Below are 25,342 nucleotides of genomic sequence, written 5' to 3'. Positions count from 1 at the left end.
CGCCGCGCTCTACCCGTGCCGGTTGACCGTGTAGTCGACCAACGCGGCCAGCGCCTGGCGGCCCGGGACGTCGGGCAGCAAATCCAACTCGTGACGTGCCCGAGCGGCATATTGCTCCAGGACCTCTTTGGCCTGGTCCATACCCGGCGACGCCCGCAACAGCGCGAGGGCCTCGAACACCTCGGCATCGTCGCGGATCGGACCCGCCAGCAATGTGCGCAGCCGGGCGCCGTCGGAGCCGGTCTGGCGCAGGGCGTAGAGCATGGGCAGCGTGCGCACCCCCTCACGCAGGTCGGTGCCCGGTAGCTTCCCCGACTGTTCGGTATCGCTGTCGATGTCGATGATGTCGTCGGCGATCTGGAACGCGGTGCCGACGATGCCGCCGAGACGGTTCAGTCGCTCCACTTGTTCGCCGTCGGCGCCAGAAAACATGCCACCGAACCGGCCGGCGGCCCCGATCAGGCAGCCGGTCTTTTCGTGAACCACCTTCAGGTATTGCTCGATCATGTCCACGCCCTCGGGCGCGCCCCGGGTCTCACGCATCTGACCGGTCACCAGCTGGGCGAACGTATCGGCGACGATCCGCACGGCATCCGGCCCCAGCCGCGACACCAACCGCGACGCCGTCGCCAGCAGATAGTCACCGGCCAGGATGGCGACGTTGTTGCCCCAGCGCGCATTGGCGCTGGGCGCTCCGCGACGTACTTGCGCCTCGTCCATCACATCGTCGTGGTAGAGCGTCGCGAGATGAATCATCTCGATGACGGCTCCGGCGATCACGACTTCGTCGGCACCCGGGTTCGGCCCGACCTGAGCCGACAAGACGGTAAACAGTGGACGGAACCGCTTACCACCGGCCAGGAACAAGTGTAGCAGCGAATCGGTCATCACCTCGTCGGCACCGCGCAACTCAGCGTCCATCAGCCGCTCGATGCTGGCGACACCATCTCGCACCGTCGTGGCGAATTCAGCATCGCCGACGTCAACGCCCGCCACCACCGTCGCCGAGGTTCTCATCCGACCAACATACTGGGGAGCGTGGAAACCAGAGTTCCCAGAGCCCTTGGCGCCGACCTGGTGGTCGTGGGCGCCGGACCGGCCGGGTCGGCGGCGGCCGCCTGGGCCGCCCGAGCGGGCCGGGATGTACTTGTCATCGACTCCGCCGGTTTCCCCCGCGACAAGGCCTGCGGCGACGGGCTGACCCCGCGCGCGATCGCCGAGCTGCAGCAGCTGGGCCTCGGCGAATGGCTGGCCGGCCGTATTCAGCACCGGGGTCTGCGCATGAGCGGATTCGGCGGCGAGGTGGAAATCGGCTGGCCCGGCCCGTCTTTTCCGGCGTACAGCAGCGCGGTGGCCCGGCTCGAACTCGACGATCGGATCCGCAAGGTCGCCGAGGAGTCCGGGGCCCGCATGCTGCTCGGCACAAAAGCCGTCGCGGCCCATCATGACTCGTCAAGGCGAGTGGTATCGCTGACGCTGGCCGATCGGACCGAGGTAGCCTGCCGACAATTGATCGTCGCCGACGGCGCACGGTCGTCCCTGGGGCGCAAGCTGGGCCGCCGCTGGCATCAGGAGACCGTCTACGGCGTCGCCGCACGGGGATACCTGACCACTGCCCGCAGCGAGGATCCGTGGCTGACCTCCCATCTGGAACTGCGCTCGCCAGACGGAGCGGTGCTGCCCGGCTACGGCTGGATCTTCCCGCTGGGCAACGGCGAGGTGAACATCGGGGTGGGAGCGCTGTCGACCACCAAACGGCCGGCGGACCTGGCGTTACGACCGCTGATGTCGTACTACACCGACCTGCGCCGGGACGAATGGGGCTTTACCGGCCAGCCCCGTGCGGTCGCCTCGGCGTTGCTGCCCATGGGCGGCGCGGTGTCGGGGGTGGCCGGGCCGAACTGGATGCTCATCGGTGACGCCGCAGCGTGCGTCAACCCACTCAACGGGGAGGGCATCGACTACGGCCTCGAGACCGGGCGGCTTGCCGCCGAACTCCGGGATTCCCCCGACCTGTCGCAGCTGTGGCCGTCGCTACTGCAGGCGCACTACGGTCGTGGGTTCTCGGTCGCACGCAGGCTGGCGCTGCTGCTGACCTACCAACGGTTCCTGCCCACCACCGGACCGGTGGCGATGCGCTCGACGGCACTGATGAAGGTCGCCGTGCGGGTGATGGCCAACCTGGTCACCGAGGAGGACAGCGATTGGGTGGCACGGCTGTGGCGCGGCGGCGGACGGGCATCACGGCTGATCGATCGTCGCCCGCCGTTCCACTGAGGCCCTATATCAATTTCATTGACATGTATCAGGCTCGTTGATATACAAGAGGCATGACTGAATCATTGGATTTGCAATTCGAAACCGCCTATCGCGGCGAATCCGCAGAGTTCGGCGCGGGCATCAGGCCCCCGTGGAGCCTGGGCGAACCCCAGCCCGAACTCGCCACCCTGATCGAGCAGGGCAAGGTCCATGGCGAGGTGCTCGACGCGGGTTGCGGGGAGGCCGCCCTCGCATTGGCGCTGGCAGGACGGGGCCACCCGGTGGTCGGCTTGGACATGTCCCCCACCGCCGTCGAGCTGGCCGGGCGCGAGGCCGCGCGCCGCGGCCTGACCAACGCCAGCTTCGCGGTGGCCGACATCACCGATTTCGCCAGCTATCCGCCGGAGTCGGCGGGGCGGTTCAACACCATCATGGACAGCACGCTGTTTCACTCCATGCCGGTCGAACTCCGCGAGGGTTACCAGCGTTCGATCGTACGGGCGGCCGCCCCGGGCGCGTCCTACTTTGTGCTGGTCTTCGACAAGGCCGCGCTTTCCGGCGACGGCCCGATCAATGGCGTCACCGAAGAAGAGTTGCGTAACGCGGTGTCCAAGCACTGGGTGATCGACGAGATCCGGCCGGCCCGCATTCACGCCAATCTCCCGCCGGAAGTATCCGGGATGCCCGCCTTCGACGCTCGCGACGAACCCGAGGGCCGCAAGTCCGTCGGTGCGTGGTTGCTCTCAGCCCATTTGGGCTGATGGCACACCCCATGCGGTGTATAGTCCAGCTAATGAAGGGTAGAAGGCTGGCCACAATCGCCGCGACTGCGGTAGCTGCCGTCGGACTGGCGGCGCCGGCGCAGGCTGACGACTACGACGCCCCTTTCAACAACACGCTGCACAGCTTCGGGATTTACGGCCCGCAGGACTACAACGCCTGGCTGGCCAAGATCAGCTGCGAGCGAATGGACCGGGGCGTTGACGGCGACGCGTACAAGTCGGCGACTTTCTTGCAGCGCAACCTGCCCCGTGGCACCACCCAGGGCCAGGCGTTTCAGTTCCTGGGCGCGGCGATCGACCACTACTGCCCCGCGCATGTCGGGGTCCTGCAGCGGGTCGGCGCTTAGGTCTATTGGCCGGGTCGTTTAGACCGGCTGGGGCTTGTACCCGGCGTGCAATGCCACGATTCCGCCGGTGAGGTTGCGCCAGCGCACCGCCGACCAGCCGGCCCGCGACATCTGCTGGGCCAACGCCGCCTGGTCCGGCCACGCCCGGATCGACTCGGCCAGGTATACGTAGGCCTCGGGATTGCTGGACACCGCGCGCGCCACCCGCGGCAGCGCCCGCATCAGATACTCCTTGTAGACCGTGGCGAACAACGCACTGACGGGCGTGGAGAATTCACACACCACCAGCCGTCCCCCGGGCCGGGTCACGCGCGCCATCTCGCGCAGTGCGGCGGAGAAATCGACCACGTTGCGCAGCCCGAAGCTGATGGTCACCGCGTCGAAGACATCGTCGGCAAACGGCAGCCGGGTGGCATCACCGGCAACCTTGCACACCTTGCGTTCATGGCCCGCGGCGAGCATCCCAACCGAGAAGTCAGCCGCCACGCACCAGGCCCCGGACTTCGCCAGCTCCACCGTGGATACCGCAGTCCCCGCGGCCAGATCCAGCACCTTGTCACCCGGACCGATGCGCAACGCCGATCGGGTGGCCCGCCGCCAATATCGGTCCTGCCCCAGCGACAGCACGGTGTTGGTCAGGTCGTAACGACGAGCGACGCCGTCGAACATCGACGCGACGTCTCGGGGGTCTTTGTCCAGGGCCGCGCGACTCACCTCGGAGACGCTACCCGACAGCGTCGCGTCAATACTGGCGGTATCGGCGCTGGACGTGCTCCTGGCGGACGCTGATCTGCCGGCGCCTTTCCTCGACGGACACGGTGCGGGTGTCCGCGGGCAGGTGCTGACGCACGCTGGCCAGGGGCACCTTTACGGCGCTGGCCTTGGGCAATTTGGACGGCGGGTCGCAGTACGTCCACCGCAGGGTCAGGAATCCGCCCAGGCGCCCGGCGGTGTCGAGCCAGTTGGGCACGCCGGGGTCGGTGTCGGCGATGACGTAGCGGATCCTCGCGTCGGCATCGGGTTCGGACTGAAATCCGTTGAGACTGCACGCGTGGTTGGCGTAATCCAGGGATTCGCCCCACAGGTTGGACAGATGAAATCCCATGTAGGCCGGCGGTACCGGAACGACGACCTCGACCAGCAGCGCTTCGTCGGCGCGCAGGTCATAGACCCCGCCGCAGTAGACGTTGGTGCTCTGGCCGCCACCCATGGCAAGGTTGGCCAGCGCAGGCTCATTGAGTGAGTTACGGGGCATCAGCATGAACCCATCGCCGTTCTTGTCACCGTGCGCCTCGAGGACCACGTCGCAAAACTCGTTCCAGAACCGCATCTGGTTCTCGACGATCGTGCCGAGGCGACGCATGTTCTGGGCCACGACGGCGGGATCGGCCGGCTCGGGCTGGGCTCCCTGCTTGCCGATCTGGACGATGTGCAGATCGGGCGACATCTCGTGTTCCCAGTCGTGAAACAGTATGCGGGCGATCAGAAAACGCGCGGTGGCGGTCCCGTCTGGGGTGCGGGTGGCAATGAAGTTGCCGGTGTGCTCGCCGGGCCGGCGCGGGCCCAGCAGGATCTCGAATCGGCCATCCTCGCCGACGGCGAGATCGGCGGTGTCCAGCGCCCCGGTTACCACGCGTCCGCCCGGCATGAGCTCGGCAAGGCCGCCGGTGTCTCCGGCATAGTCGGTGTGTGCCTCAAAGATGAGGTATTGCGGAGGCTTTGGGCCGACGAACCGGCCGGTTACCCGATAACTCTGCGCGCCGTCGATCGGCGCCGACAGGTATAAGGCGTCGGCGTTGTCGATGGTCGCCTTGTCCAGCGGTTGGATGGCACGCCGAAAATACGGAAAGTCGGGATTCTCGCCGAAGGCGCGTTCGATGCCACTGAAAACAAATCCCAGCAGGTATCCGTATCCGTCCGCGAGGCCGGCGGCGGTGACCGGAGGAGCATGCAATTCGGCGGAGTCCACGGCATCGCGCGCCCGGGTCAGCGCGTCGATCATGTCGGTCCAGGCCGCGTGCAGGCTGGCTTGGCTTGTTTCAGCGGACATGCGCGTCTGTTCCTTCTGTTCTTGCCGCTGCCTCTGTGTCCCAGTGGTATTCATCGAACAAGTCGGCCAGCCGGGTGTGAATCTCGCGGGAGTCCAGTCCGAATTCCTCCAAGCTGTAGCGGTGGGTTGATTCGTGCCCGCTGCCCGAGGCGGCCGCCGCGAACGCCTCGGCGGCCGCCGGCCCCATGTCGAGTTCCAACTGCCGGTAGATCCGGCGCATGGTGACCTCCGGTTGGGCGATCAGTTCGCGGTAATCCACCAGGACCGAACGAACCTCGCGATGTCGGGCCAAGACGTCGAGTGGATGCTGGTAGGAATCCAACGATTGCTCGGCCAGCACCCGCAGCGACTTCTCGACCAAGCGCTGATCGCGGCCGCGCAGGCCCCATTCGGTCTGCAACAACTTCAGCAGGCTCGGAATCGTCTCATCCGGATTGCGCAGGGGCACAATAAACCTGGCGTCCGGAAAGGTCTCGATCAGCGCTTCGACCCGACCGCAGAAGGTGGGGTTCTTACTCAAGTGCGTACCGCCACCATTGACCGCGATCTGGCGCCGGACGCACCCCTTGTAGAAGGCCATCGCCCGTCGCCGCTTGCGTTGCGGCCAGCGATCGACATGGTAGAAATCGAGTTCGCCCATGAACGGGAACATCAGGATCCAGAACCCTGAGCACAGTGACCAAGTCAAAAACGCGTCGTCCTCTTCCGGAACGAAGAACCCGGTCTTGTGCATGTCGTCGGTCGGGGCGAATCGACGCTTTTCGATCTCGTCGAGCCGGTGCCGCAGACGCTTTCCGAATACCGCGGCATCGACCCGAAAAAGCAGGCGCAGCAAGCGTTTCTCCAACAACGACGGAAAGAACAGCTCGTACATCATCGCGTAGCTGAACTGGGGGTCATTGGCCATCAGCCGATGCAGATAGGTGGTGCCGCTGCGGGCGTGCCCGATACAGAACACCGGTGCCACCACTTGGGTGCGGCGCAATGACCCGAACAGGATGGAATCGAGCGCGAAGCACACCGCGTGGATCGCGGCGATGGCCGGCACCGCGACCGCGAACCCGAAGAAGCGCCGCCAACGCGCCGCGGCGGGCGGGTCGCGGCGCAACAGCCGCAGCATCGTGCGGTAGTTGGGCCAGTCGAAATAGAAACCCGTTCCCAGCATGAACACTCCTGCGCGCAAGCCAATTTCGGTGGCCGGATGTCGCGGTCCAGCTATCTATACTTTATTGACTATGTCAAGTAGTTGCCGATACTGTCGCGTTCATGCGGGTCTTCACTACCGGCGGGTGCGCGCTGGCCAGACCGGGGCGAATGTGGCGTCTGCACGCAAGCTGACGGCGGTTGCCGCCATCAGTGCCACCCTCGCCCAAATCGTCCGGCTCAGCATCAGTCGATCGGCGTTCGCCGGTCAGGCATCGGCGGCCAACACCGAGCTGTCGCAGCCTTCCTATGTTCTGCTTCGCGTCCTGATCGACGAGGGCCCATTGCCGTTGAGTCGACTGGCCAGGTTGGCGCACATGGATGCCGGGATGGCCACCCGCCGGGTGCGAGCCCTGGTCGAGGCCGGGCTGGTCACCCGGCACACCGATCCCAACGACGGGCGGGTGTCGGTGATCGAGGCGACGCCGCAGGGCCGGCGTGCCGCGGGGGCACTGCACGAGGTGCGAAAGGATCACTTGGCGCGAGCGCTCTCGGGCTGGTCGGCGGCCGAACTCCACGAGTTCAACCGACTCCTGTCGAAGTTCCTCACCGACATCAAGAAGACGCCGATCGTCGATACCGCAACGCGCTAGGCGCGCCGCCTTCGCCACAACCAGTCTTGGGCCCGCCCGGTCGGTGCGAGCACCTCCGCATAGTGGTCGAGCAACTCGTCACAGATCACCGACCAGCTGCAGCCCAACACGCTGCGCCGGGCCACCTGCGAATAGCGCTGGCGTTCGTGGACCAGGTGCGCGACCGCGGCCGGCAACTGCGTCTCGAACCCGTCGACGGGAAGCAGCAGGCCGGTCCGTTGTGGGGTAACCAGGTCGCGGGGTCCGCCGGCGTCGGGGGCGATCACCGGCAGCCCCGACGCCAGCGCTTCCTGCACGACCTGACAGAACGTCTCGTGTTCACCGGCGTGCACAAAGATGTCCATGCTGGCGTACGCCGCAGCGAGCTCGTCACCGTACAGGGCGCCGGTGAAAACCGCTGTGGGTATAGCCAATTCGAGTTTGCGCCGGTCGACTCCGGCGCCGACGATCACGAGCGTGACCGCGCCCGATGCCGCCAGCCCAGCGAGCCGTTCGGCATGCTTCTCGGGCGCCAGCCGACCCACGAATCCGACGATCGGCCGCCCGTCCGGCGACCATCGCCGGCGCAGCGACTCGTCTCGCGCCGACGGCGCGAACCTGATCAGATCGACGCCCCGCGCCCATCGGTGCACCCGCGGGAAGCCCTGGTCGAGCAGGGTTTGCATGGTCGGAGTGGACGGCGCCAGGGTGCGGTCGGCAAGGCCATGCAGGTGGCGAAACCAGGCCCAGGCCGCCCGTGAGGTTGCCGCGATGCCGTAGCTGGCCGCGAAGCCCGGCACATCGGTTTGGTACACCGCCACGGTGGGCACGCCAAGACGTCGCGCCGCCCGCAGCGCGCCGTAGCCGAGCAGCGCCGGTGAGGCCAGGTGCACCACGTCAGGTTCGAATCCCCGCAAGACCCGCAGGATTCGCGGGGTTGGCACCCCCAGCGGCAGGGTGGTCACTTTCGGGAACATCCGCGCCGGCGTCCGGTGCACTCGGACGCCGTCATGCAGCCGGTCGGCCCTGGGCTCACCGGGAGGATTGTCGGGCGCGATGACCAAGGCTTCGTGACCGGTCCGGCGCAGATGCTCGAGTACCCGAACCACCGAGTTGCTGACACCATTGACGTTGGGCAAGAACGACTCGGCGACGATCGCAACGCGCACGCCACCACCGTGTCAGCGTCGACTGTCGGCAAGGTTGCCGCCGGGCATACGGGGCGCGAAATCTGCCGGCACGCCCTATGGCGTGGACATCGTGTCCGCCCGCTGGTCCGGCCGTTTGTCCAGCCGCCTATCCAGCAGGGCCAGACCGACGAGCGCAACAGTCGCCACCAACCAGGCCACCACCGCGATGGAGCCGGCGGGGATGATCGCCAGCCCGGCGTTGCGGTGCTGCACGCGCACCAGATTGGGATCCCTCTTGTTGTACTCGACGTAGATGCGCATACCGGTGGCCAGCTCAGACGGGTACAGCACACCTAATTCGGGCCGGTAGGTCACGCGGTCGGGGGTGACGAATTCGATGGTTGAGCGCCGTGGCCCGGCGCTGAGCACCTCGGCCTGTGCGACCCCCATGTTGCGATCGATGGTCAGGTCATTGCGCCACGCGCCGGCCACCAGCAATATCGACTGCAGCGTGACCAACCCGGTGAGGATCAACACCGAGATCCGGATCCAGCGCACCACTGTCCTGGCCGGCGTGTCCGGCATCTCTTCGGTGGTGCCGTGGATCAGGATGCGCAGCAGCTTCTTGGGCGAGGTCATAGCGCGGCCTTGATGGCGGCGTGCAGTTGCCGCAGCGAGGAGCGGTCCGCCTTGACCTCGAGCACCCGCAGGCCGCTGCCCGGCTCGTCCAGCGCGGCCGGCAACTGGTCCACTTCGATCTGCCTGTTCTCCACGTGGTAGGCCCGGCACAGTGCGCCCACGTCGACGTCGTGGGGGGTGCCGAAGATCCGCGACGAGACATCGGAGAACCGCGGATCCCCCTGCTCGAGCAGCTCAAAAATGCCGCCGCCATTGTCGTTGGACACCACGATCGTCAGCTGCCGCGGTGTCGGTTCGGTAGGGCCGATCAACAAGCCGGAGCTGTCGTGGACGAACGTCAAATCACCGATCAGCGCGACGGTGCGCCCGTGATGATCGCGTTCGTAGCCCAGCGCGGCCCCGATGGCCGTGGACACGGTGCCGTCGATACCGGCGACCCCTCGATTGGATCGCACCCGCAGGCCCGCAGTGTCCAGGCCGACCAGGGCCGCATCGCGCACCGGGTTGGACGCGCCCAGCACCAGCTGATCGCCGGGGCGAAGCGCGCCGGCAACGGCCGCCGCGACGTGCAGGCCGGTGGTCAGCGGGTGCGCGGCAAGCTGCTCGCGTACCGCCGCAACCGCGTGGCGGTTCATCTGCGCGCAGCGGTCCAGCCACGACGGGTTCGGGGTGCCGGTGACGATCGCCCGGGTTCCGGTGGCCTGCGAGTTTCCCGACACATCCGGCCAGCGGGGCCCGGTCGTCAACGCAAAGACCGGCGCTTCGGGATCGGCCAGCAAGGCCGATACCGGCCGGTGCAGCGTCGGGCGCCCCAGCATGATCACCTGCCGGGGCCGCAGCAGCGGCAGTGCCAACGGGTGCAGAGGGTTGCCACCGGACGGCGCAGCCGGTGCTGTCGGCTCGGCGATGGTGGGTAGCTGCACCAGGTTGGGGTGCACACCGGCGCCGTGCCCGGCGATGACGACGGTGTCGGCGGACAGGTCGATTTCCAGCGGTTGGTCGAAGGTGACCGGTGGGGTGTAGGTCCACGGCCGGCCCTCCGGGCGTCCCGGCGGGGTCACCGCACCGTGGGGATCCGGGTCGGGCACCAGCGGTTCCCGCAACGGAATGTCAAAGTGCACCGGGCCGGCGTTGGCGGTACGCGACCCCATGGCGGCCGCCAGCACCCGGCACGTGGCCGATCGCCACGACGCGTTGAGGGAGTCCAGGCGTTCGTGCGCATCCTCGGCCAGACCCAGGCTGATCGTGGCACGCACTTGAGTGCCGAAGTAGCCCAGTTGCTCCATGGTCTGGTTGGCCCCGGTGCCCAGCAGTTCGTAGGGCCGGTTCGCCGAGAGCACGATCAGCGGCACCCGGGCGTAATTGGTCTCCACCACCGCCGGGCCGAGATTGGCCACCGCGGTACCGGAGGTCATCGCCACACACGCCGGCGCACCCGCCCCGACGGCCAGCCCGATGGCCAAGAAGCCGGCGGTGCGTTCGTCGATGCGAACGTGCAGCCGAATGCGACCGGACCGGTCGGCGTCCTGCAACGCGAAGGCCAGCGGCGCGTTGCGCGAGCCGGGGCACAGCACCACATCGCGAACCCCACCGCGGATCAACTCGTCAACGACAACGCGGGCCTGTGTCGTCGAAGGGTTCACCAGTACAGGGTGTCACAGCCGAACGCTGCGCCGGCTATCGAGCCGCACCGGCTACCGCGGCGCTCAGCCCCTGGTGCCGGCAAAGAATTTCAGCGCGGCCGTGTTGACGGCTTCGGGGCGTTCGAAGAACCCGAGATGCCCGGCGTCGGGTATCTGCAGATAGCGACCGTTCGGCAGGCTGTCGGCGACCTCGCGCCCCAGGTACGGCGGGGTGACGATGTCGTCGGAAAAGCCGATTACCAGCACCGGCGCGGCGATGTTGCGGTAGGCGGGCAACCGGTTGGTCAGCGGCGCGGCGTCGAGTTGGCAGCGCAAGCCCGGGGTCTGCTTGATCGGCCACATGGAGAACATCGCGAGCCAGTCGCCAACGGCCGCATCGTCATTGAGCGTCTTGCGGGAAAAGTTCTCCAGCAGGCGATCTTTCACATCGTAGGTCGACGGCATCCTGGCACCGGAGTCGTACAACTCCGCCTCGGCGTCGTGGAAGAACTTGCGGGCACGGTCCAGGCGGCCGCGGGTGGCCATCAATACGGCGGAGTTGACCAGCTCGGGACGCACCACCATCAGCTCCTGGGCGATGAATGAGCCCATCGACACCGCGACGATGCGCACCGGGCCGATGCCCAGGGATTCGATCAACGCTGCGGTGTCGTTGACCATCGTCTGCGTGGTAAAGCCCTCGGCGTTCTCGGTAGCACCGATGCCACGGTTGTCGAAGGTGATGCATCGGTATCCCGCCGCCAGGAACGCCGGAACTTGGTGGGGCTGCCAGGTGCGTCCGGCACCGCCGCGACCGGCGATAAAAAGGACCGGCTCACCGGTCCCTTTGTCGTCGTAAGCGAGGTTAATCACCCGATCGACGGTACAGCAGCGGGTAGCAGGCCTTGATCCGGTCGATCCACCACTGCCGCCGATCCGGCGCGGCGCCCAACGCCCGCAGCCGGGCCGGGTCCGGCGCCACCCGCTGCGGGGCCAGCGCGCCGTCGACCGGGATGGCGGGCTCGGCCACGTCCTCGACGAAAAGCCCGCCCGTGCCCAATCCGCAGGCGTGCTGCAGTTGCGGTAGGGCCGCGGCGGCGCTCAACCCGGCCGCTATTCCGACGGCCGAGTCCAGCGCGCTGGAGATCACCACCGGGATGTCGATTTGCGCGGCGATGTCCAGCAGCGCCCAGACCCCGCCCAGTGGGGCGACCTTGAGCACCGCGACATCAGCAGCCCCCGCGCGCACCACCGCCAGCGGGTCCTCGGCCTTGCGGATGGCCTCATCGGCGGCGATGGGCACTTCGATGCGCCGGCGCAGCTCGGCGAGTTCACCGACGGTGGCGCAGGGTTGTTCGAGGTACTCGAGCGGGCCGTCGGCCGTCAGGGCAACGGCGGCCTGCGCCGCTTGGTCGACGCTCCAGCCACCGTTGGCGTCCACCCGAACGGTCGGGACCAGAGCGCGCACGGCGTTGACCCGCTCGACATCGCTGGCGAGCGTCTGTCCGGGCTCGGCGACCTTCACCTTGGCGGTGCGGGCGCCGGGGAACCGGGCCAAAAGCTCGGGGACTTGGGCGGGGGGCACCGCCGGCACCGTCGCGTTGATGGGGATGCGCCCGCGTCGCACCGGTGGCGGCTGGCCGTAGGCGGCGTCGATGGCCGATGCCAGCCACGCGGCCGCTTCCGGGGGCTGGTATTCGAGGAACGCCCCGAATTCGCCCCACCCCGAGGGCCCCTCGATCAATGCCACTTCCCGGGTGGTGATGCCGCGAAAACGAACCCGCATCGGTAGGGCCACGACCTGCAGTCGGTCCAGTAGATCCGGCAGGGTGGCCGGCCCGGGTATCACTTCCGATAGACCTGGCGGCCCGCCAGGAAGGTGGCTCGCACCTCCAAGTCGGCGATCTCCTCCGGCGGCACCGTCCGCGGATCCGCCGAGAGCACCACCATGTCCGCGTACTTGCCGACTTCCAGCGAGCCGATGATGTCGTCGGCGAACATCTGCCAGGCGGCATCGATGGTCTGCGCCCGGATCGCCTGCTCCACCGTCAAACGCTCCTCGGGAGCCAGCACCCTGCCGCTGGGTGCGACCCGGGTGGCGGCCACGCTGATGTTGCGCAGCGGCTCCTCGGGTGTCACCGGCGGGTCGTTGTGCAAGGAGATGCGCATGCCGGTGGCCACCGCGGAACCCGCGGGCATCCACCGCGACCCCCGTTCGGGGCCGAACAACCCATCGACGATGACGTCACCCCAGTAGTGGATCTGGTCGACGAAAATGCTGCAGGTGACGCCGAGGTCGGCGGCCCGGCGGAGTTGTTCGGGCCGGATGGCACCGACATGCTCTAGCCGCAATCGGTGGTCCGGACGCGGGTTGCTCCGCAGCGCCTCTTCATAGACATCCAGGATGGTGTCGACCCCGGCGTCGCCCTGCACGTGGCAGGCGATCGGCCAACCGAGGGGAAAGTAGGCACCCACGATTTCGGCCAGCTGTTCGCGGGTGTAGTTGGCGCATCCGCAGGAACCAGGTGTCACACCGATGGTGCGGGTGGCGGCGGTGTCCAGGTAGGGAAAGCTCAGATCGATGTTGCCGATCCAGGGCGAGCCATCCACCCAGATCTTGATACCCACCTGCCGGAGCATGTCGTCGCCGTCTCCCGGCGAGGCCTCGGTGGACAGCTGCGCGTTGGAAATCTCGTAAGTGCGCAGCCGGACCGTCAACTCATCGCGGAGCTGCTCGACCAGCGGCCGAAACCCTGGATCGAACGCCATCTCCGAACACGTGGTCAGCCCGGCCCGGTTGAGCCGGGCGCACTCGGCGCGCAGCATCGCCGGATAGTTGCTGGGATCGGTCACACCGGCCAGCAGCGGCAGCACCGCACCGGTTTCCTCGGCGGTGCCGTCGAGTTCGCCGTTGGCGTCGCGGCCGTATTTCGCTCCCTTGGGATCGGGGGTGTCGCGAGTCAGGCCGTTGAGCCAGGCAGCGTGCCTATTGAAGTAGGCCTTGTGACCCGAGTTGTGGATGATCACCAGCGGCCCGTTCGGCGCGATGTCGTCGAGCCAGGCCAGCGTCGGTTCCGGCAGCCCCGGCTGCAGCAACGGATCCCAGCCGATCAGGTAGGCACCGGCCGACCCGCGCTCACCGGCTTCGCGGCAGATCTCGGCCACCACGCGTTCGGAGTCGCGGACGGTGACCGGCCGGATATCGACGATCCGGCCCGAGAGCACAATCGCTTCCATCAGCGGATGGCCGTGTGCCTCGACGAACCCCGGCATGAGACAACCCGAACCCAAGTCGATGGTGCGGGTGCCCTCCCCGATCAGGCCCGCGACCTCGGATCGGTCCCCGACGGCGACGATCCTGCCGTCGGTGACGGCGATCGCCTCGGCGGTGGGCCTGGTGTCGTCGACGGTGAGCACGGTTCCGGTAATGACGACATCTGCATCGGCCATGAACAGCGATCCTAGTGATTCGGGCCCGGAAAAGGTCAGGCCCGAGGGCGCAGCTGAGCAGAATTGCAACACGTTCTAGTCTGGCCATATGAGTGACGATCTGTTGCGCAATCCAACTCACAACGGCCACCTGCTGGTGGGCGCGCTCAAGCGACACAAGAACCGGCCGGTGCTGTTCCTGGGCGACACCACGCTCACCGGTGGACAGCTGGCCGAGCGGATCAGCCAGTACATCCAGGCGTTCGAGGCACTGGGCGCCGGCACCGGGGTCACCGTCGGCCTGTTGTCACTCAACCGCCCCGAGGTGCTGATGATCCTCGGCGCCAGCCAGGCTCGCGGCTATCGCCGTACCGCGCTGCATCCGCTGGGTTCGCTCGACGATCACGCCTACGTGCTCTCCGACGCGGGGGCCAGCGCGCTGATCATCGACCCCAACCCGATGTTCGTCGAGCGGGCGCTGGGACTGCTGGAAAAGGTGGACTCGCTCGAGCAGGTCCTGACCATCGGACCGGTACCCGAAGCCCTCGAGGACCGAGCGGTCGACCTGTCCGCGGAAGCGGCCAAATACCAGCCGAAGCCGCTGGTCGTCGCCGACCTGCCGCCGAACCACATCGGCGGCCTGACCTACACCGGCGGCACCACCGGCAAGCCCAAGGGAGTGATTGGCACTGCCGGCAACATCACCGCCATGACCTCGATCCAGCTCGCCGAATGGGAATGGCCCGAGCACCCGTGGTTCCTGATGTGCACACCTCTGTCGCATGCCGGGGCCGCTTTTTTCACCCCCACCGTTGTCAAGGGCGGCGAGATGATCGTGCTGGCCAAGTTCGACCCGGGTGAAGTGTTGAGGGTCATCGAAGAACAGCGCATCACCGCAACCATGCTGGTGCCGTCGATGCTGTACGCGTTGATGGACCACCCGGATTCACACACCCGCGATCTGTCCTCGCTGGAGACCGTCTACTACGGCGCTTCGGCCATCAACCCGGTGCGGCTGGCCGAGGCGATCGACCGGTTCGGCCCCATCTTTGCGCAGTACTACGGGCAATCCGAGGCGCCAATGGTGATCACCTACCTGCCCAAGGCCGATCACGACGAGAAGCGGCTGACCTCCTGTGGACGCCCGACGCTGTTCGCCCGGGTGGCATTGCTGGGTGAGGACGGCAAGCCGGTACCGCAGGGTGAGCCGGGTGAGATCTGTGTCAGCGGGCCGCTACTGGCCGGCGGTTACTGGAACAAACCGGACGACACCGCGCAGACTTTCCGAGACGGCTGGCTGCACACCGGCGACATGGCCCGCGAAGACGAGGACGGCTTCTATTTCATCGTCGACCGGGTCAAGGACATGATCGTCACCGGCGGCTTCAATGTGTTTCCCCGTGAGGTCGAGGACGTCGTGGCCGAGCACTCGGCGGTCGCGCAGGTCTGCGTGGTCGGGGCACCGGATGAGAAGTGGGGCGAGGCCGTCACCGCGGTGGTGGTGTTGCGTGCCGACGCGGCCCGCGATGACGCCGCGATCGAGACCATGACCGCCGAGATCCAGGCCGCGGTCAAGCAGCGCAAGGGCTCGGTGCAATCGCCCAAGCAGGTGGTGGTCGTCGACTCGTTGCCATTGACCGGGCTGGGCAAGCCGGACAAGAAGGCCGTCCGGGCACGGTTCTGGGAGGGCGCCGGCCGCGCTGTGGGCTGAATGGCCGGCTCGGACCGATTCGGGCCTGGCTACTGTGGCTTGCATGAGCGAGCGAATCAAGCCGCCGTGGTGGTCGACGCCGTGGCACTGACGGTGCCGGTGTAGGCCGATGGGTCGCGCGTTACTGCTGGCGGCGATGCTGCTGGCGGCCAGCCCGATCGGGTTGTCCGCACCGCGGGCGGTGGCCGCACCGGGATGCCCGCCGGGCGGCACCCCCGCCCCGGCCGACGTGAACGAACGGCGGGTCGGTGACCTGGACGGCGACGGTCGGCCGGATACGTTGTGGGTCGGGGATTTTCAAAGCGGAACCGGAGACACCATCCGAATCGTTGGCATCACCACCGCCGGCGGTGCCAGCACCGATGTCCACATCGCCTCGGCCAGCCCGATCCCCCTGCGCGCGTTGGCCATCGATGCGCAGGAAAACGGCAGTCACCAGGTGATCGTCAGCGACGGCCGGGCCGCGCACCTGTATGTGTACGCCGCCTGCCGGCTACAAGCCGCCGTCGACAGCCGGGGCCACCCCTTCCTTTTCGATCTGCAGAATCTGCGCGGCCACGGCACCGGTGTCGGCTGCAGCAACATGGGCGACGGTCGCCGGCTGGTCGGACTGCAGGCACTGCCGGACCCGGACACGGTGCGGCGCACCGAGGTCGATCTGGACGGGACGCTGGCCACCATCGGACCCTCGGACACGCTGACGGCCGACTCCGCTAGAGACTCGATAGTCACATCGGCACAGACGATCAGCTACGGCAACCTCACGATTGACCAGGATGGAGTGCAAGAGCCTTGAGCGACAACCCCTTTGATGCTGGCGTGTGGAGACTCGTCAACGGTTTCGACGAGCTGACCGACATCACCTATCACCGCTACGTCCAAGACGCCACCGTCCGGGTGGCGTTCAATCGTCCCGAAGTGCGCAACGCGTTCCGGCCGCACACCGTCGACGAGCTATATCGCGTGCTGGACCACGCGCGAATGTCTCCCGACGTCGGCGTGGTGCTGTTGACCGGCAACGGGCCGTCCCCCAAAGACGGTGGCTGGGCCTTCTGCTCCGGTGGGGACCAACGCATCCGGGGACGCAGTGGCTATCAGTACGCAAGCGGAGACACCGCAGACACCGTTGACATCGCGCGGGCGGGCCGGCTGCACATCCTCGAGGTGCAACGGCTGATCAGGTTCATGCCCAAGGTCGTTATCTGTCTGGTCAACGGCTGGGCGGCCGGCGGCGGGCACAGCCTGCACGTGGTCTGCGACCTCACCCTGGCCAGCCGCCAGCATGCCCGTTTCAAGCAGACCGACGCCGACGTGGGCAGCTTCGACGGCGGCTACGGCAGCGCGTATCTGGCCCGCCAGGTCGGCCAGAAATTCGCCCGGGAGATCTTCTTTCTGGGCCGGCCGTACACGGCGGAGCAGATGCATCACATGGGCGCGGTGAACGAGGTCGTCGACCATGCCGAGCTGGAGCGGGTGGGGCTGCAATGGGCGGCGGACATCAACGCGAAGTCGCCGCAGGCGCAACGAATGCTCAAGTACGCGTTCAACCTGCTCGATGACGGGCTGGTGGGTCAGCAGCTGTTCGCCGGGGAGGCCACCCGGCTGGCATACATGACCGACGAGGCCGTGGAGGGCCGCGACGCCTTCCTGGAAAAGCGCGCACCGGATTGGAGCGGCTTTCCACGGTATTTCTAGTGCCCGCCGCGGCGCATAGGTCTTCGTCCTAGACTCCCCACCCGTGAGCAAGAGCCCGTTGCGCCGGTTGACCGAGCAGATCACGCTGGCCGGCATGCGGCCGCCGATCGCACCACAACTGCTGGTCAACCGGCCACCGATCAAACCGGTTGCCCTCGACGGCAAGCGCGTCATGATCACCGGCGCCTCCTCGGGTATCGGCGAAGCCGCCGCCGAGCAGTTCGCCCGCCAGGGCGCCACCGTGATCGCCGTCGCCCGCCGCAAGGACTTGCTGGACGCGGTGGCCGACCGCATCACCACCTCGGGTGGGGTGGCGATGTCGGCGCCCTGCGACATCTCCGACCTCGACGCCGTCGACGCATTGGTCGCCGACGTCGAAAACCGTCTAGGCGGGGTCGACATCCTGATCAACAACGCCGGCCGCTCCATCCGCCGGCCGCTGGCCGAATCGCTGCAGCGCTGGCACGACGTGGAGCGGACCATGGTGCTCAACTATTACGGCCCGCTGCGGCTGATCCGCGGGCTGGCACCGGGGATGCTCGAACGCGGCGACGGGCACATCATCAACGTCACGACCTGGGGCGTGCTGTCGGAGGCCTCGCCGCTGTTCTCGGTATACAACGCGTCCAAGGCCGCACTGTCGGCGGTCAGCCGGACGATCGAAACGGAGTGGGGCCGCGGGGGCGTCCATTCCACCACGCTCTACTACCCGCTGGTGGCCACACCGATGATCGCGCCGACCAAGGCCTACTCCGGGATGCCCGCACTGACCCCACAGGAGGCCGCGGAGTGGATGATCACCGCCGCGCGCACCCGTCCGGTGCGGATCGCGCCCAGGATCGCCCTGATGGCCAAGGCGCTGAACACCCTGGGCCCCCGGTGGGTCAATACACTTATGCAACAGCGTGACGACCAGCTCAACGATCGCTGACTGACTCGGGAGTTCGCCATGGCTGACATCTGGACCACGATCGCGGCCGAGCGCGGCGCACTCGCCGACGACCTGGCCACGCTGCCGGCAGATCGATGGGAAACCCCGTCGCTGTGCGCCGGGTGGAGGGTGCGCGACGTGGTGGCGCACCTCTGCGCGACCGCATCGCTGAATCCGGCCCGGTTCTTTCTCGGGATGGCAGCCGCCGGATTCAGCTTCGACAGGTTCACCAACGGACAACTGGCCAAGCACCTCGGCCCCGATCCGGCCGCCACCCTCGACGAATTCCGCGGCCTGCAGCACGCGACGTCGGCGCCACCGGGCCCCAAGGTGTCGTGGCTGGGCGAGATCGTGTTGCATGGCGCCGACATCCGGCAGCCGCTGGGCATCCCGCATACCTACTCGCCGGGGGCGCTTCGCCAGACCATCGACTTCTAGCGGGGCTCCAACCTGCTCAGCGGCGCCAAGAAGCGAATTTCAGGACTCCAGCTATGCGCCACCGATGACGATTGGCGACACGGCCAGGGCGAGCGCGTCGAGGGACCACTGTTGTCGCTGCTGCTCGCCATGACCGGGCGGGCCGCGGGCTGCGTCGATCTCACCGGCCCGGGAGCCCAACTCCTGCGCAGCAGGTGCTCCGGAACGTGATAGACACGACAGCATGGAGATTCTGGCCAGCCGGATGCTGCTCCGGCCGGTGGATTATCGGGCCTCACTAACCTTCTACCGCGATCAGATCGGTCTGGCGATCGCACGCGAATACCCCTCCGGAACAGTCTTTTTCGCCGGGCAGTCGCTGCTCGAGCTGGCCGGGTACGGCGAGCCGGAGCACGGTCTGGGACCATTTCCCGGTGCATTGTGGCTGCAGGTGCGTGACATCGCGGCAACCCAGGCCGAGTTGGAGAGCCGCCAGGTGCCGATCGCCCGTGAGGCGCGTCGCGAGCCATGGGGTCTGCGTGAGATGCACGTCACAGATCCGGATGGAATCACGCTGATTTTTGTGGAGATACCCGGCGACCACCCGTTGCGCAGGGACACCCGAAGTGAACGACAACGAACGCAAGGTTAACTGCTAGGTAACATCTGGCGACGAGTCGCAGCCCACCTGGGTTTCACACATTTCCCCGTTCGACAATGGATTACCCCGACCCGCAGAATCAGGCACTGTGAACATCGATTTGTTCCTCTTGATCATCGTCGTTATCACGGCGTTGGCATTCGACTTCACCAACGGCTTTCACGACACCGGCAACGCCATGGCGACCTCCATCGCCAGCGGCGCCCTGGCGCCCAGAACAGCCGTCATACTTTCGGCCGCGTTGAACCTGCTAGGCGCCTTTTTGTCCACCGCTGTCGCGGCGACCATCGCCAAAGGTCTGATCGATGCAAACCTGGTGACCTTGGAGTTGGTATTCGCCGGCCTGGTCGGTGGCATCGTGTGGAACCTGCTGACCTGGCTGCTGGGCATCCCCTCGAGCTCGTCGCACGCGTTGATCGGGGGCATCGTCGGAGCGACGATCGCCGCCGTCGGCGGCCGCGGCGTCATCTGGAGCGGGGTGGTGTCCAAGGTCATCGTGCCCGCGGTGGTGGCCGCGCTGCTGGCCACCCTGGTCGGGGCGATCGGCACCTGGCTGGTTTACCGGATCACCGCGACCGTCTCGGAGAAGGACACCGAGCGCGGGTTCCGTCGCGGTCAGATCGGCTCCGCGTCCCTGGTCTCCCTGGCGCACGGCACCAACGACGCGCAGAAGACGATGGGCGTGATTTTCCTGGCCCTGATGTCCTACGGCGCGGTCAGCACCTCTGCCACCATGCCTCCGTTGTGGGTGATTGTGTCCTGCGCCTTGGCGATGGCGGGCGGCACCTACCTCGGTGGCTGGCGCATCATCCGGACGCTGGGCAAGGGCCTGGTCGAAATCAAGCCGCCCCAGGGCATGGCCGCCGAGGCGTCATCGGCGGCGGTCATCCTGTTGTCGGCGCACTTCGGCTACGCGCTGTCGACCACCCAGGTCGCCACCGGGTCGGTGCTGGGCAGTGGCGTCGGCAAGCCCGGCGCCGAGGTCCGCTGGGGCGTGGCCACCCGGATGGTGGCAGCGTGGGTGATCACGCTTCCGCTGGCCGGCCTGGTCGGAGCGATCACCTACTGGCTGGTCCACATGATCGGCGGGTACCCCGGCGCCATCATCGGTTTCGCCCTGCTGTGTCTGGTCGCCGCCACCATCTGGCTCCGCTCGCGCAAGGCGCGGGTCGACCACACCAACGTGAACGCGGAGTGGGAAGGCAGCCTCACTGCCGGGCTGGACGGGGCGCCGGGACCGACCGCGCCATCGCCGTCGGATCGGCAGCGACCGCCGCCGCCACCACCACCGCCGAGTCCTCACTCCAACGGTCACACGCCGAGATATGGCGGTGACGACGCGCTCACGGCTGGTAACCCCTCATGAATCACTGGTTCAACTACGAGGCCACCAGCAAGATCCTGATTTTCAGCGTGCTGGCCGGGGCCGGGCTACCCGCACTGTTTGCAGTCGGTGTACGGCTGCAGGCCGACAGCGGCCAGATCACCGGCACACATGCCCCGCTGCGGCGTACCGTGCTGACCGCTCTCGGTTGGATGATCTTTACGATCATCCTGGCTGTGGTGGTCATCGGTGTGCTCTATATCGCCCGCGACTTCATCGCACATCACATCGGTTGGCACATCCTGGGGGCGAAAACCAAGTAACGTCAAGGGGGGGCCTTGACACAGTGTTTGTCCACTGACTCAACGGGAAGTTCTGGCGGCGTGAATCGATTTCTTACCTCGATCGTGTCGTGGCTGCGTGCGGGCTATCCCGACGGAGTTCCACCGACCGACTCCTTTGCGTTACTTGCACTACTTTGCCGGCGGCTGTCCAACGAGGACGTCACAACCGTCGCCACCGAACTGATGCGACGCGGTGAGTTCGACCAGATCGACATCGGGGTGGCGATCACCCAGATCACCGACGATTTGCCGTCTCCGGAGGACATCGAGCGAGTCCGGGCCCGGCTGGCCGCCACGGGCTGGCCATTGGACGACGCCCGCGAGGACCGCGCATAACCGTCCTGCGGGCGCTGACCGTCCCCGACGGCAGCGCGGTCCCGGTGCTGTTGCCCGCCCTGGAGCGGATTCTTGCCGGCCGGGCTCCGGCAACGGTCGCGGTGGGGTCAAGACCTGACCCCACGGTGGTGAGCGCGTTGCGGGTCGGCGACCAGATCGATGACGATGTGGCGCTGGTCGTCACGACGTCGGGAACCACCGGGGCGCCCAAGGGGGCGCTCCTGACCGCGGCCGCGTTGATCGCCAGCGCGTCGGCGACCCATCTCCGCCTCGGCGGAGCCGGCAACTGGCTACTGGCCGTGCCCGCGATTCACATCGCCGGCCTGCAAGTCCTGGTGCGCAGCGCGCTCGCCGGTACCGTCCCGGTCGAACTCGATGTGTCCGCCGGGTTCGACATCACCGAACTGCCCCGCGCTGTCGACAAGTTGGGTTCCGGCCGGCGATACACCTCGCTGGTCGCCGCTCAGCTGGCCAAGGTGCTGGGCGACCCCGCCGCCACCGCCGCCCTGGCCGAACTGGACGCGGTGCTGATCGGGGGTGGACCGGCTCCGCGTCCGGTGCTCGACGCCGCTGCCGCCGCCGGCATCCGGATCGTTCGCACCTACGGGATGAGCGAAACCTGCGGAGGCTGCGTGTACGACGGTGTTGCCCTCGACGGCGTGCAACTGCGCGTGGCCGCGGACGGCCGCATCATGATCGGCGGCGCAACGCTGGCCAAGGGGTACCGCAACCCGGTACAACCCGACCCGTTCGCCGAGCCCGGCTGGTTTCGTACCGACGACCTCGGGGCGCTCGATGATTCGGGCGTGCTCAGCGTGCTGGGCCGCGCCGACGACGCGATCAGCACGGGCGGGCTCACCGTGCTGCCGCAGCTGGTGGAATCCGCGCTGGCCACCCACGCCGCTGTGAGCGACTGCGCGGTGTTCGGACTCGACGATGACCGGCTGGGTCAGCGGGTCGCCGCGGCGATCGTGGTCCGCGCCCACTGCCCCACCCCAACGCTGGATCAACTTCGGGCACACGTCGCCGGCACGCTGGCCATCACCGCCGCACCCCGAGAACTGCACGTCGTCGACGAGCTGCCGCGGCGCGGCATCGGCAAGATCGATCGGCGGGCGTTGGTGCGTCGATTCGCCGCCGCAACCGACCAATAGGCTGAGCGATCGTGAGGATCGCCCGCCGGGAAACAGCAGCCGTCACCGTGGGTGTCGTCCTGGTTGCCGCCGCGTTCGTGCTGCCGCGGTTGGACTTGGGCGTCAAACCACGCCGTGACATCGGCCTGGAGCGCTTCGCGTCGCGAGCCGGCGCGGCACCGATCTTCGGTTACTGGGACATCCACGCCAGTTGGGGCACCATTGCCGCGATCCTGCTGGCGCTGGCCGTCCTGGTTTGGGGTCCGCGGGTGGCACGAAAGCTCTCCTGGCGGGTGCTACCGCTGGCCACCTGGGCGACCGCGTGCGGATGGGCTTTTTCGCTGGCCATGATCGACGGGTTTGAGCGCGGTTTCGCCGGCCGGCTGACCACCAAGGACGAGTACCTCTCGGAGGTCGGCGGCGTCACCGACATCCCCGTCATGCTGCGCACGTTCGCCAGCCGGATTGTTGACTACCAGCCGAACTCCTGGACCACCCATGTTTCCGGACATCCGCCGGGCGCGCTATTGACGTTCGTCTGGCTGGATCGGATCGGTCTGGGCGGCGGCGCCTGGGCCGGATTTCTGTGCCTGCTGGTCGGCTCCAGCGCGGCGGCGGCGATGGTGATCGCCGTGGGCGCATTGGCCGGCAAGCACGTCGCGCGCCGGGCCGCACCGTTTGTGGCGATCGCGCCGACGGCGATCTGGATCGCGGTCTCGGCCGACGGATACTTCGCCGGGGTCACGGCGTGGGGTATCACGCTGCTGGCCATTGCGGTGCACGGCGGATCCCGGTTCAGGGCGCTGTGGGCCGCCGGAGCGGGTCTGGTGCTGGGCTGGGCCATCTTCCTCAGCTATGGCCTGGCGCTGATGGGACTGCCCGCCTTGGCGGTGCTGGCGTCCGCGAACCACTGGCGCACCGCCCTGAAGGCGTTGTGGCCGGCCGTGTTGGCGGCGTTGGGGGTGGCGCTGGCCTTCGCCGTCGCGGGGTTCTGGTGGTTCGACGGGTACACGCTGGTGCAGCAGCGCTACTGGCAGGGCATCGCCCATGACCGGCCGTTTCAGTATTGGTCCTGGGCCAATCTCGCGTGCGTGGTCTGCGCCATCGGATTGGGCAGCGTCGCCGGGATCAGCCGGGTGGTCGATGCCGCCGCGATCCGCCGCCGCTCCGGTTTGCACCTGCTGCTGCTGGGCATGGTGGCCGCCATCCTCGTTGCCGATTTGAGCATGCTCAGCAAGGCCGAGACCGAGCGAATCTGGCTGCCGTTCACCGTTTGCCTGACCACCGCCCCGGCGTTGCTCAGGCCCCGGTCCGATCGGCTGTGGCTGGCGGTCAACGCGGCCGGGGCGTTGGCGGTGAACAGCATCATCTTCACCAACTGGTAGGGGTCGCTCGCCGATCGATTCGTGGGCGAGCTCAGATTCCGGCCAGGCGGGTGACGCGTGCGAAACGGCTGTCCGGACCGCAGGCGCCACGCACCACCGCGACGTCGGCAACGACGTCGACGTCAGCCAGTGGCTGCACGGTAGCCACGTCAATGCCGCCCTCACGCAGGGCCTTCAACGTGAGCTCACCGGTGTTGGGCTGGGACATGGGCACACCGCGCAAGCATTCGGCCGCGGCCGGGGTGTGCACCCCCAGCACCCACCAACCACCGTCGACGGCAAACCCGAGGACCGCCGAAGTCTCGAGCAGCCGGCGCGCGCACTCGGCGAGCAGGGCGGCGCTGATCTGTGGGGTGTCCATGCCTACCTGCAGCACCGGGTATCCGTCGGCCGCATCGGCGTGCGCATTGGCGAGGCGGTCGGCGAAGTCGTCACCGCGCTGGCCGATCACGGTGAACGATTCGAGCCGTCGGCGAATCTCGGCGCCGCGGGCCGCATTCGCCAAATCGCCGGTGAGCGCCACCACGCGGCTGGCCGCTGGCGTGGCGGCCACCGCATCCAGCGTGTCCAGCAGCGCGGCCGCGGCGATGTCGGCGGCGGTCTGATCACCGACAGTCGCGGCGAGGCGGGTCTTTGCGAGGCCGGGCTCCGGAGCCTTGGCGACCACCAGCAGGGTCACCGGTACGTGGCTCACGAGATGACCTTCCAGAAGTCCAGGATCGCGATCATGCTGCCCCGCAACGAACCGCTGACCTTGGACTTCCCGCCGGTACGGGGACCGTAGGAGACGTCGAACTCCGCCACGCGCCAGCCCGCCGCCGCGGCGCGCACCAGCAGTTCCAACGGATAGCCGGACCGCCGGTCGACCACCCCCAGGGCGAGCAGGGCATCCCGGCGCGCCACCCGCATCGGCGCGATGTCATGCACCGGCAGCCCGTGGCGGGTACGCAGCCGCCAGCTCATCACCACCGTGCCGATGCGGGCGACCCACGGCCAGTGCAGGCCGGGTATCGGACGCCGGCGACCGGTCACCAGGTCCGCGCCCCGGTCGAGTTCGGCGACCAACCGGGGAAGGTCGGCGGGATCCATCGAGCCGTCCGCGTCGATCACCGCCACAATCGGGGTCTTCGCCGCCACCACGCCCGCGTGCACCGCCGCGCCGTAGCCCGGCTGCGACTCGGCGACCACCTCCGCGCCATGCCGGGCAGCCACCGCGGCGGTGTCGTCGGTGCTGTTGTTGTCGACCACCAACGCTCGGTAGGAACCCGGGATGGCGGCCAGCACCCCGGGTAGCGACTCTGCCTCGTTGAGGCAGGGCAAGACCACTGTCACCGTTTCGCCTGGCATGCCCCGACCTTAGGGGTTGATCAGC

At 67.6% G+C, this 25,342-nt stretch carries 27 protein-coding genes; 15 read left to right on the top strand and 12 right to left on the bottom strand.

Annotated elements, in window-relative coordinates:
- Positions 1-9: 9 nt before the first annotated feature.
- On the bottom strand, positions 10-1,017 hold the full coding sequence (gene grcC1 / locus CKW46_RS06930; RefSeq protein WP_015354525.1) for a nonaprenyl/(2E,6E)-farnesyl/geranylgeranyl diphosphat synthase: 1,008 nt from the start codon (positions 1,015-1,017) through the stop codon (positions 10-12).
- Between the two features lie 21 nt (positions 1,018-1,038).
- Here grcC1 and menJ point away from each other — a divergent pair, with 21 nt between their 5' ends.
- From menJ to CKW46_RS06915, 3 genes are read left to right on the top strand one after another with little or no spacing between them, the layout of a single operon-like run.
- On the top strand, positions 1,039-2,277 hold the full coding sequence (gene menJ, locus CKW46_RS06925) for a menaquinone reductase MenJ (protein ID WP_015354524.1): 1,239 nt from the start codon (positions 1,039-1,041) through the stop codon (positions 2,275-2,277).
- Between the two features lie 53 nt (positions 2,278-2,330).
- Positions 2,331-3,020 (top strand): class I SAM-dependent methyltransferase, encoded by a 690-nt coding sequence (locus tag CKW46_RS06920; protein WP_020788657.1) that lies wholly within the window; start codon positions 2,331-2,333, stop codon positions 3,018-3,020.
- 32 nt (positions 3,021-3,052) lie between these two features.
- Complete coding sequence (locus tag CKW46_RS06915) at positions 3,053-3,388, top strand: DUF732 domain-containing protein (protein WP_011738950.1); 336 nt, start codon at positions 3,053-3,055, stop codon at positions 3,386-3,388.
- An 18-nt stretch (positions 3,389-3,406) separates the two neighbouring features.
- Here the strand turns inward: CKW46_RS06915 and CKW46_RS06910 are convergent, their stop codons facing one another.
- Genes CKW46_RS06910 through CKW46_RS06900 form a run of 3 tightly spaced genes read right to left on the bottom strand, consistent with a single transcriptional unit; the run spans position 3,407 to position 6,603 of the window.
- Positions 3,407-4,102 (bottom strand): demethylmenaquinone methyltransferase, encoded by a 696-nt coding sequence (locus CKW46_RS06910; RefSeq protein ID WP_012392831.1) that lies wholly within the window; start codon positions 4,100-4,102, stop codon positions 3,407-3,409.
- Between the two features lie 28 nt (positions 4,103-4,130).
- Positions 4,131-5,438, bottom strand: coding sequence for a hypothetical protein (locus tag CKW46_RS06905; RefSeq protein WP_482052994.1), 1,308 nt, complete (start codon positions 5,436-5,438; stop codon positions 4,131-4,133).
- Positions 5,428-6,603 (bottom strand): sulfotransferase family protein, encoded by a 1,176-nt coding sequence (locus CKW46_RS06900; protein WP_117436578.1) that lies wholly within the window; start codon positions 6,601-6,603, stop codon positions 5,428-5,430. Before CKW46_RS06900 ends, CKW46_RS06905 begins: the two co-directional genes overlap by 11 nt.
- A gap of 151 nt (positions 6,604-6,754) precedes the next feature.
- Between CKW46_RS06900 and CKW46_RS06895 the strand changes: the two genes are divergently transcribed.
- Positions 6,755-7,234, top strand: a complete 480-nt coding sequence (locus CKW46_RS06895) for a MarR family winged helix-turn-helix transcriptional regulator (RefSeq protein ID WP_117436537.1) — start codon at positions 6,755-6,757, stop codon at positions 7,232-7,234.
- On the opposite strand, the gene CKW46_RS06890 is transcribed toward CKW46_RS06895, so the two are convergent.
- From CKW46_RS06890 to CKW46_RS06865, 6 genes are all read right to left on the bottom strand, one after another.
- On the bottom strand, positions 7,231-8,382 hold the full coding sequence (locus tag CKW46_RS06890; protein ID WP_482052992.1) for a glycosyltransferase family 4 protein: 1,152 nt from the start codon (positions 8,380-8,382) through the stop codon (positions 7,231-7,233). The two genes, CKW46_RS06895 and CKW46_RS06890, sit on opposite strands and share 4 nt — an antisense overlap.
- Positions 8,383-8,457: 75 nt before the next feature.
- On the bottom strand, positions 8,458-8,982 hold the full coding sequence (locus tag CKW46_RS06885; RefSeq protein ID WP_117436539.1) for a DUF3592 domain-containing protein: 525 nt from the start codon (positions 8,980-8,982) through the stop codon (positions 8,458-8,460).
- A complete protein-coding gene (menD, locus tag CKW46_RS06880) occupies positions 8,979-10,625 on the bottom strand; it encodes a 2-succinyl-5-enolpyruvyl-6-hydroxy-3-cyclohexene-1-carboxylic-acid synthase (protein WP_482052991.1) in 1,647 nt (548 codons plus the stop codon). The genes CKW46_RS06885 and menD overlap by 4 nt, the downstream gene beginning before the upstream one ends.
- 63 nt (positions 10,626-10,688) lie before the next feature.
- On the bottom strand, positions 10,689-11,477 hold the full coding sequence (locus CKW46_RS06875; protein WP_012392824.1) for an alpha/beta fold hydrolase: 789 nt from the start codon (positions 11,475-11,477) through the stop codon (positions 10,689-10,691).
- On the bottom strand, positions 11,470-12,390 hold the full coding sequence (locus CKW46_RS06870; protein WP_231395759.1) for an o-succinylbenzoate synthase: 921 nt from the start codon (positions 12,388-12,390) through the stop codon (positions 11,470-11,472). Before CKW46_RS06870 ends, CKW46_RS06875 begins: the two co-directional genes overlap by 8 nt.
- A 59-nt stretch (positions 12,391-12,449) precedes the next feature.
- A complete protein-coding gene (locus CKW46_RS06865) occupies positions 12,450-14,054 on the bottom strand; it encodes an amidohydrolase (protein WP_482052990.1) in 1,605 nt (534 codons plus the stop codon).
- A gap of 88 nt (positions 14,055-14,142) precedes the next feature.
- Here CKW46_RS06865 and fadD8 point away from each other — a divergent pair, with 88 nt between their 5' ends.
- The 11 genes from fadD8 (at position 14,143) to CKW46_RS06810 (ending at position 23,970) form a co-directional block, all read left to right on the top strand.
- On the top strand, positions 14,143-15,744 hold the full coding sequence (gene fadD8 / locus CKW46_RS06860) for a fatty-acid--CoA ligase FadD8 (protein ID WP_015354515.1): 1,602 nt from the start codon (positions 14,143-14,145) through the stop codon (positions 15,742-15,744).
- Positions 15,745-15,853: 109 nt separating this feature from the next.
- The gene (locus tag CKW46_RS06855) at positions 15,854-16,540 is read left to right on the top strand and encodes a hypothetical protein (RefSeq protein ID WP_482052989.1); all 687 of its coding nucleotides are present in this window, start codon (positions 15,854-15,856) and stop codon (positions 16,538-16,540) included.
- Positions 16,537-17,439, top strand: coding sequence for a 1,4-dihydroxy-2-naphthoyl-CoA synthase (locus CKW46_RS06850; RefSeq protein ID WP_015354513.1), 903 nt, complete (start codon positions 16,537-16,539; stop codon positions 17,437-17,439). The genes CKW46_RS06855 and CKW46_RS06850 overlap by 4 nt, the downstream gene beginning before the upstream one ends.
- A 43-nt stretch (positions 17,440-17,482) precedes the next feature.
- The gene (locus tag CKW46_RS06845) at positions 17,483-18,370 is read left to right on the top strand and encodes an SDR family oxidoreductase (RefSeq protein ID WP_011738936.1); all 888 of its coding nucleotides are present in this window, start codon (positions 17,483-17,485) and stop codon (positions 18,368-18,370) included.
- 18 nt (positions 18,371-18,388) lie between these two features.
- Positions 18,389-18,808 carry a maleylpyruvate isomerase family mycothiol-dependent enzyme gene (locus tag CKW46_RS06840; protein ID WP_015354512.1) on the top strand — a complete coding sequence of 140 codons (420 nt, stop codon included), beginning with the start codon at positions 18,389-18,391 and terminating at the stop codon, positions 18,806-18,808.
- 223 nt (positions 18,809-19,031) lie between these two features.
- Entirely contained in the window at positions 19,032-19,439 is a 408-nt protein-coding gene (locus CKW46_RS06835) for a VOC family protein (protein WP_117436547.1), read from the top strand.
- Between the two features lie 97 nt (positions 19,440-19,536).
- Entirely contained in the window at positions 19,537-20,814 is a 1,278-nt protein-coding gene (locus tag CKW46_RS06830) for an inorganic phosphate transporter (RefSeq protein WP_015354510.1), read from the top strand.
- Positions 20,811-21,095, top strand: a complete 285-nt coding sequence (locus CKW46_RS06825; protein WP_117436549.1) for a hypothetical protein — start codon at positions 20,811-20,813, stop codon at positions 21,093-21,095. Before CKW46_RS06830 ends, CKW46_RS06825 begins: the two co-directional genes overlap by 4 nt.
- 60 nt (positions 21,096-21,155) lie before the next feature.
- Positions 21,156-21,452 carry a DUF3349 domain-containing protein gene (locus tag CKW46_RS06820; protein WP_011738932.1) on the top strand — a complete coding sequence of 99 codons (297 nt, stop codon included), beginning with the start codon at positions 21,156-21,158 and terminating at the stop codon, positions 21,450-21,452.
- A gap of 68 nt (positions 21,453-21,520) precedes the next feature.
- On the top strand, positions 21,521-22,606 hold the full coding sequence (gene menE, locus CKW46_RS06815) for an o-succinylbenzoate--CoA ligase (RefSeq protein ID WP_482053376.1): 1,086 nt from the start codon (positions 21,521-21,523) through the stop codon (positions 22,604-22,606).
- Between the two features lie 11 nt (positions 22,607-22,617).
- Entirely contained in the window at positions 22,618-23,970 is a 1,353-nt protein-coding gene (locus tag CKW46_RS06810; RefSeq protein WP_482052988.1) for a hypothetical protein, read from the top strand.
- Between the two features lie 31 nt (positions 23,971-24,001).
- Here the strand turns inward: CKW46_RS06810 and CKW46_RS06805 are convergent, their stop codons facing one another.
- Complete coding sequence (locus tag CKW46_RS06805; RefSeq protein ID WP_041298794.1) at positions 24,002-24,664, bottom strand: TIGR04282 family arsenosugar biosynthesis glycosyltransferase; 663 nt, start codon at positions 24,662-24,664, stop codon at positions 24,002-24,004.
- The gene (locus tag CKW46_RS06800) at positions 24,661-25,317 is read right to left on the bottom strand and encodes a glycosyltransferase family 2 protein (RefSeq protein ID WP_036451420.1); all 657 of its coding nucleotides are present in this window, start codon (positions 25,315-25,317) and stop codon (positions 24,661-24,663) included. Before CKW46_RS06800 ends, CKW46_RS06805 begins: the two co-directional genes overlap by 4 nt.
- Between the last annotated feature and the right edge of the window lie 25 nt (positions 25,318-25,342).

Source organism: Mycobacterium liflandii, from assembly GCF_022354805.1.
GTDB classification, from domain to species: Bacteria; Actinomycetota; Actinomycetes; order Mycobacteriales; family Mycobacteriaceae; genus Mycobacterium; species Mycobacterium marinum.
This window is presented reverse-complemented; position numbering and strand designations above follow the sequence as displayed.

Coding starts and splice junctions, on each gene's coding strand:
- grcC1 (WP_015354525.1), bottom strand. CDS start 1,017: ATGAGAACCTCGGCGACGGTGGTGGCGGGCGTTGACGTCGGCGATGCT.
- CKW46_RS06920 (WP_020788657.1), top strand. CDS start 2,331: ATGACTGAATCATTGGATTTGCAATTCGAAACCGCCTATCGCGGCGAA.
- CKW46_RS06915 (WP_011738950.1), top strand. CDS start 3,053: ATGAAGGGTAGAAGGCTGGCCACAATCGCCGCGACTGCGGTAGCTGCC.
- CKW46_RS06905 (WP_482052994.1), bottom strand. CDS start 5,438: ATGTCCGCTGAAACAAGCCAAGCCAGCCTGCACGCGGCCTGGACCGAC.
- CKW46_RS06900 (WP_117436578.1), bottom strand. CDS start 6,603: ATGCTGGGAACGGGTTTCTATTTCGACTGGCCCAACTACCGCACGATG.
- CKW46_RS06885 (WP_117436539.1), bottom strand. CDS start 8,982: ATGACCTCGCCCAAGAAGCTGCTGCGCATCCTGATCCACGGCACCACC.
- CKW46_RS06870 (WP_231395759.1), bottom strand. CDS start 12,390: ATGCGGGTTCGTTTTCGCGGCATCACCACCCGGGAAGTGGCATTGATC.
- CKW46_RS06865 (WP_482052990.1), bottom strand. CDS start 14,054: ATGGCCGATGCAGATGTCGTCATTACCGGAACCGTGCTCACCGTCGAC.
- fadD8 (WP_015354515.1), top strand. CDS start 14,143: ATGAGTGACGATCTGTTGCGCAATCCAACTCACAACGGCCACCTGCTG.
- CKW46_RS06855 (WP_482052989.1), top strand. CDS start 15,854: ATGGGTCGCGCGTTACTGCTGGCGGCGATGCTGCTGGCGGCCAGCCCG.
- CKW46_RS06840 (WP_015354512.1), top strand. CDS start 18,389: ATGGCTGACATCTGGACCACGATCGCGGCCGAGCGCGGCGCACTCGCC.
- CKW46_RS06835 (WP_117436547.1), top strand. CDS start 19,032: ATGGAGATTCTGGCCAGCCGGATGCTGCTCCGGCCGGTGGATTATCGG.
- CKW46_RS06825 (WP_117436549.1), top strand. CDS start 20,811: ATGAATCACTGGTTCAACTACGAGGCCACCAGCAAGATCCTGATTTTC.
- CKW46_RS06800 (WP_036451420.1), bottom strand. CDS start 25,317: ATGCCAGGCGAAACGGTGACAGTGGTCTTGCCCTGCCTCAACGAGGCA.